The sequence below is a fragment of the Gordonia effusa NBRC 100432 genome, from assembly GCF_000241305.1.
GTDB classification, from domain to species: Bacteria; Actinomycetota; Actinomycetes; order Mycobacteriales; family Mycobacteriaceae; genus Gordonia; species Gordonia effusa.
The window spans coordinates 39,481-46,029 of sequence record NZ_BAEH01000014.1 but is presented as its reverse complement, the minus strand read 5'-3'; the positions used below and the strand labels follow the sequence as shown (position 1 = coordinate 46,029).

Annotated in this window: 6 protein-coding genes; 3 read left to right on the top strand and 3 right to left on the bottom strand. The window is 60.9% G+C overall.

Annotated features, from left to right (window positions below; translation table 11 throughout):
* Positions 1-340: 340 nt before the first annotated feature.
* Positions 341-727 (top strand): hypothetical protein, encoded by a 387-nt coding sequence (locus GOEFS_RS01720; protein ID WP_138917838.1) that lies wholly within the window; start codon positions 341-343, stop codon positions 725-727.
* 192 nt (positions 728-919) lie between these two features.
* Here GOEFS_RS01720 and GOEFS_RS01715 read toward each other — a convergent pair whose 3' ends face one another.
* A complete protein-coding gene (locus tag GOEFS_RS01715) occupies positions 920-2,419 on the bottom strand; it encodes an MFS transporter (RefSeq protein ID WP_007316140.1) in 1,500 nt (499 codons plus the stop codon).
* Between the two features lie 94 nt (positions 2,420-2,513).
* Between GOEFS_RS01715 and GOEFS_RS01710 the strand changes: the two genes are divergently transcribed.
* Positions 2,514-3,353 (top strand): helix-turn-helix transcriptional regulator, encoded by an 840-nt coding sequence (locus GOEFS_RS01710; RefSeq protein ID WP_007316139.1) that lies wholly within the window; start codon positions 2,514-2,516, stop codon positions 3,351-3,353.
* An 828-nt stretch (positions 3,354-4,181) separates the two neighbouring features.
* A complete protein-coding gene (locus GOEFS_RS01700) occupies positions 4,182-4,571 on the top strand; it encodes a PPOX class F420-dependent oxidoreductase (protein WP_007316137.1) in 390 nt (129 codons plus the stop codon).
* 41 nt (positions 4,572-4,612) lie between these two features.
* Here the strand turns inward: GOEFS_RS01700 and GOEFS_RS01695 are convergent, their stop codons facing one another.
* Together GOEFS_RS01695 and GOEFS_RS01690 are read right to left on the bottom strand one after the other, a co-directional pair.
* The gene (locus GOEFS_RS01695; protein WP_007316136.1) at positions 4,613-4,822 is read right to left on the bottom strand and encodes a KTSC domain-containing protein; all 210 of its coding nucleotides are present in this window, start codon (positions 4,820-4,822) and stop codon (positions 4,613-4,615) included.
* Positions 4,823-4,866: 44 nt separating this feature from the next.
* Entirely contained in the window at positions 4,867-6,546 is a 1,680-nt protein-coding gene (locus GOEFS_RS01690) for a phospholipase D-like domain-containing protein (protein ID WP_007316135.1), read from the bottom strand.
* Positions 6,547-6,549 lie beyond the last annotated feature (3 nt).

Here is a 6,549-nt window from a genome sequence, read left to right as displayed (position 1 = left end):
GCAAAGTGGGTTAGTGCCCGCACCGTGCGTGCGGGGCCGATGCCGGTGGATGAGTCGTACCTAATGGAATAGACGCGCCGATATCGCCCATATTGCACTGGCAGTGTGGGGGTCAGGGATTCGAGTCTCCTTAGCTCCACAAGAAACGGCTTGGTCAGAGAATCTTCTGACCGGGCCGTTCTTCGTCTATGACACCCGGGCGTGCTTCGGTGGCACTTACTCGGGCAGTGGTTGTTCGAGCCGAGTCTCGTTGCGTCACGCCCGGTAAGACTTCAGCGAAAGGCGGGTATCTAGAGAAGTGCGTAGAGCGTTGGCTCCAATACACATTAACGACCACGAGTTGTACGACTACGACGTGGTGTTGCGACTGATCGACACAAGGATTCTTACGGTTGCAGGAACTTTCGTCCATGAAGACGGCAGAAGGGAGTACGAATTCCTTGCGGGAGCTCTGCCGCTAAGTCTGTATGACGGTGGCTTTGGGTACAGCAGGGATCCCGTCGAAGTCGGCGATAGCGACGATCTCATTTACTTGGGGAGCTTTGCAGTGACTAATGCGCTGCCGCTACCCGAAGGACTATTCGGTCACTGCGCAGAAATCCGACTAGTCGCGGAGGTGGAGGTGCCCTCGGATGCGATAGTCGTGGGCGAGGATGGGAAGCCAACAGCGATCGAGACGCTGGGTGAACGAGATTTCCCGGACCTCCCTTTGGCGATCTTTTCCTAGGGGCATCGCCCGATTGTTCGGGATGACTGAACTAACGGTGTTGACCACGGTCTGACTGACGCGCTCGATCTCAAGAACGAGATGTAAGACGCGACTTGCTTTCCAGCACAAGGCTTTTGCGCGTAGCGCGTGATCGTCGTAATCCGCTTTTAGTGGGTGTCGTCCGCGCCGTGATCCATGTGATCCCTTCGCTCAGCCGGCCTCCTCACCTTTCGGCATCCAGCGAAGCGCAAGTGCGCCGAGCGCGGCACTGAGGACGGCGGCGATGCTCACCGCGACATGCAGACCGGTGAGGAAGGCTGACTTGGCCTGCTCAACGATCCCGGCGGCAAGGTCGTGGTCGAGGGTTTCGTCCAGGGTGGGCGCGAGGTGTGGTCCCGCGAGCCGGAAGATCACCGCTGCCGTGGAGCCGAGCAAGGCGATGCCGAGGGCGTTTCCGATCTCATTCGATGTCTCCGCGATCGCGCCAGCCGAACCAGCACGGTTCGCCGGGACCGCTGCGACGGCGGTGTCGGCGACCAGCGCGAAAGAGATTCCGTAGCCGACGCCGGCGACGACGGTGGAGGCGATGAACCAACCGATTCCGCCGGTGATCGTGGTCGCGAGCAACAGCGCCAGGCCCCCGGCCATTGCGAAGTGGCAGAGGACAAGTGCTCCGCGTTTCCCGATCCGCTCGGTGATCATGGGCGTGATGACGCATACCGTCGTGAGCACGGCCGCACCTGGCAGGGCGAGTAGGGCTGCGGTTAGCACCGGAAGGCCGAGGACCGATTGAAGGTACATGCCGGTGAGGTAGGCGGCGGCTGACCAGGCGAACAGCGAGAGCACGCCGGTAATGATCGCGACGGTGAAGGCCTTCTCTCGGAACAGGGTCACGTCCACGAGCGGGTACTCGAGCTTTCGCTGCCGCAGGACGAACCAGGCGAGCACCAGCACCCCGACGATGCCGAAAATCCCGACGGGCCAAGAAGGACCGTAGGCAGCGAGTTCCTTAATCGCGTATACGGCGGCGAGGAGTCCTCCGGCGGAAAGGATCATGCTCAGCAGATCGACGCCGCCTGGTCGGGTCGCCGTGACCTCGCGAAGCACTAGCGGGGCAGCGGCGAGAAAGATCACAACAACGGGCAGGTTGACGACGAACACCGAGCCCCAAGTGAAGTGGCTTAGCAACACTCCGCCGATGACCGGGCCGATGGCAAAGCCGGTCGCGAAGGTCGCGGCGAAGATCCCTATCGCTTGCGAACGCTGGCGCGGGTTCTCGAACAACTCGCTAAGCACCGCCAGAGCAGACGGGAGCAGAGTGGCACCTCCGAGGCCCATGAGGGCGCGGAACCCGATGAGCCATTCCGGCGAGGTCGAGAACGCGGCAACGGCGGACCCGATACCGAACACGGTCGCTCCGATCATGAGGAGTTTGAGTCTGCCGAAACGGTCGCCAATGTTTCCGAATGTGATGAGTAGCGACCCGACGGCGAAGCCGTAGATATCGAGAATCCAAAGCGCTTGATCCGCGGTCGGGGCGAGAGCGTGGGTGATCGTCGGCATCGTCAGGAACAGGATCGAGCCGTCCATCGACACCAGCAGCACCGGGCCGAGCACGACCAGCAACCCGAACCACGCACGCCGATCGGCCCGCACCTGAACTTGAGGGGCGGAAGTATCGGCGGTGGCGTTCTGCGTTTGTTGGCTCACGTCTTGGATTCTCGACAGCGCTGTGAATCGCAGCCAGACCCCTGTGATGGGTACACCTGACAGGTGCAGGCACGCCGGAAGGTGGCTGGCTAGCATGACGAATATGCAGACCGAGACCCTCGGCGTGTTTCTCAAGACTCGCCGCGACCGCGTCACTCCCGACGACGCCGGCCTGCAGACCTACGGCACTACGCGCCGGGTGGCCGGATTGAGGCGTGAAGAACTCGCGCAACTTGCCGGAGTCTCGGTCGGCTACTACACGCGCTTGGAGCAAGACCACTCCGGCACCGCCTCACCACAGGTGCTTGACGCCTTGGCTCGCGTGCTCCGGTTGGACGAGGCCGAGACGACGCACCTGCACAATCTTGCGCACCCCTCCGGTCCCTTTCGACTCAATCGGCCCGAACCGGAAATCCTGGCACCTCGGGTCTCCGCGCTCATGTCGTCGCTGGGTGAGAGCGTGCCCGCGATCGTGCTCGGTCGGCGCGGTGACGTGCTCGCATGGAACCGCACCGGGCACGCGCTGATGGCCGAACACCTCGACTACGACGCGCCAGCGCACCCGGAGACGCGGCCGTCGATCCCGCGCATGTTCTTCCTCGACCCGCTTCACCGCGATCTGTACCGGAACTGGGATCAACTCGCACGCATCCATATCGGCTACCTCCGCCTTACTTCCGGCCGCTACCCCTGCGATGCGAAACTCGCGGAACTCATCGGCGAACTCACGATGCACAGCCGAGAGTTCGGCACGATCTGGGCCTCCGGCGAGGTCGCTGACTGCACGAGCGGCCCGATGGATCTCCAACACCCCACCGTCGGCGCCGTGGCCGTCGATTACCAGGTCTGGTTGCAACCGGACAGCCCCGACCATCGTCTGGAGATCTACACGCCCAGCGACGCGGCATCGCGCGACGCGATAGCGCTCTTGTAGGAAGGTGGGGGGCGGCGGCCTCGCCGACACTTCAGTGGCAGTCTCATGAGCCCACGAACTTCCGCGAGCGACTATCGAGTGGCTAGGCCAATGTTCTATCCGCCGTGGTGCCAGGGGGCGTACGACTCCCCGAAAATACTGTAGAAGAATTGGCCGGGACGTAGCTCGTTCATGTCGTGCCAGAATCCCCAGGGATCGCGTTGATAAAAATCGTTCGGCCCGAAGCCGATATCGAGACACACGATGTTTGACCTGCCGAACGGACTCCAGTACACGGGCAGATTGCCGCGATTGACTTCGAGTGGAGTACGGAATCGGTCATTACACTGGGTGACTTTTGGGTGCATCTCTGTCGGCTCGGCGTTGGCGGATCCAATGCCAGTAAAGGCGAGGGTCCCGGCCGCGGCTAGAGCGCCGGCCCCCGCTATTACTTGACGGACAACTGAGTGCATCGGTTACTCCTCTGATTTTGTGAAGCAGGTCTCGTTGCTTGTTATGTCGCATCAGAAGTGTCGGATCGTTACGATCGAATGAATGGCAGCAAGGTGTAGTCAACGCCAACCGCTCAGTCAGCTAGTTCGATGGTCTCGCGGATCCAAACGAGGGCAGGCCGATTGGTGCCTGAGCATTCTGCGGTGATGGGGATGAAGGCCCAATGAAATTGTCGTCCCCGTCGCAGGCGTCGGAGGGCATATTGCCCTCCGAGCCTTTTCACGGGGACGAGATTTTCGCTGGGCCGCAACCAGCGGCAACGGGGAGCAGGTACTAGTACGCCGAACCACCGGAGAATTGACGACGTGCATAACCCAGATAGTTAAAGGAGATCTCATGACCACCATCCCAGAAACCCACCGCGACCTGTTAGAGAGGCCGCTCTACGCGCACCTCGCCACCATTCGCCCCGACGGCACGCCGCAAGTGAATCCGATGTGGTTCTCGTGGACCGGAGAGCATCTTCTCTTCACCAACACGACGGTCCGCCAGAAGTACAAGAATGTCACGGCACACCCGGAAGTTGCGATATCGATTAACGATCCGGAGCAGCCATATAGATATCTCGAGATTCGGGGAACAGTCGACCGGATCGACGACGATTCCACCGGAGCGGTCTTCGCGGCGCTGGCCGAGCGATACGGAATGAAACTCGACGGCCCACCACCGGACGTCCAGTATCGGGTGGTTTACGTGGTGAAACCGACAGCTACCAGCCACCAGTAGGAGACTCGACGCGGTCGTCGTCATACGAGCTCCCGATACACTCATAACCGCCGATGACGATAGGCATCACGGACGTGTTCGACGAAATAGCGGCCAATACTGTCCGCAGTGGTGAGCTCGGTATATGTCGACATAGGCACGTCGAAGTACTGGTAGGCCGAGCCGCTGTTGAACTCGACCTCCAACGTCCGGGTTGTCTCGTCGTAGCCCACCGAGGCGAGACTCGAACTGGAAACAGGATTTCGCCGCATCGACGCTCAGAATACCGCCATTAGCTCGGTCGACGTCGGCGTTGTTACCGCGCGTCCGGATCGATGAATGTGGTCCACGCGGTCTCGACGGCCGGCGCTTCGGCGGCCGACGGGAACTGGGCCGGCGGCGTGAGGTTGCTGTCGATCTCGAAACCGCTGGCGTCGACGATCATCGCGCTCGGCGGGGGCTGGCGCCAGAATTTGATGGCTTTGTCGAAGTCGCGCAATTGGGCGTGAGGTAGGCCGATGTGCTTGCGCCACAATCGGGTTCGTAGTTCGATCGCATAGCTCTTTCCCAAGAACACATCGAGAGTGTTGGCATCGGTGAAGCCGACCACACATTCGGTATCCAGCGTGTAGCCGCGATTGTCGCAGTTGGCCGATCCGACGATCGCATAACCGTCGTCGAATATCCACGTCTTGCTGTGCAGGTATGTACCGCAGACCTTTTGCCGTTCTGGATCGCCAGAATCCTTGAGTATGTACATCCCCCAACGCTTACGTTGGGGATCGATCTTCAGGAGATCGCGGCGGAACTCATTACGTTGTGTCACAAGGAATTTGAAGTCCGACGCGGCGGCGCCGGATCCGTTCATCACCATCAGCAGGTATTCGAAGTTGGGATCGGCGAGCTTGGCCAGCAGGGCTTTACGCGCCATCCGACTGACCAGGTACTGGTCCTCCAGGTAAATCCAGCGCTGCGCCTTTGCTATGCCGTGTTCGATCATCTCCCACGCCGAATAGTCGCCCGACGACGCAAAGGTGTACGGTCCGCTGGCCTTGCTGCTCGCAAAGGTTCGGCCGATGGCAGCGAAGCCATCCATCGATCGTGACTTAGTTGCCCCCGGAAGCCAAGTGGTCGACGGCAGACTCCCGCGATCGAGTTGTGCCGGATCGGGGAATGCTAGTTTCCGACGGGCGTCGCTGGTGAGCATCGTTGTCCCAGCAAGCCTTTCGTCGCGCGTCGCCGCAGTAGGGTGATCTATCCAGCGGTCCTCGAATATTTGCCGAACCTCGAGAGCGGCGGGACCGGTGATACGCACCTGTACGTCATGCCACGGCTCGCCCGCCGCGGGGTTGACGTTAACCCTAGACGGCGCGAGATCCATTCCGCCGAGAAACGCGACGAGCCCGAACATGCCTTGCACCACAAGGGCTTTCTGATGATGTATGCCCGACGGCGGAAGTCGTCCATCAATAACTGCCGCGCCGTTGGGGAGGTTGTTGATCATGTCGGCGATCCACTTGTTCTCGACGCCGGTATTGATACTTATCAACGGGGACAACGTAATTCGTCCGTCATAGAACAGGCCGCGAATCTGCGCCCGTGAGTTCTTCAGATGGTCTTCGAGTGTGCCGCCAGCGCCGGGCACCAATTGCACACCCTTGTCGACGGACCATCCGATGAGGTAAATCCGATGCTCGGGAAGAAACGCTGTCTTCAGTGCTTCGGACATATCGGCGAAGGCGCATTTACCATTGACATAGGGAATGATTTCGTTGCCCGACGTCACCTTTCGGCTCGCTGGGAACCAATCCTTCGACCGCACGACCCCTCGTTTGCGATAGGCGGGGTCTTCGACGTTGCGGCCCGGCACCTTCGCCAGCGCCTCGTCATCACTCTTGCAATTGCCGAACGACAGGGTGGGCGGTGAGGGAGCGGCCGGTGCCGCAGGCGCCTTGATCGGGGCTATGGGCGCTATCGCGGCCGGTGGATCGGCCATCGC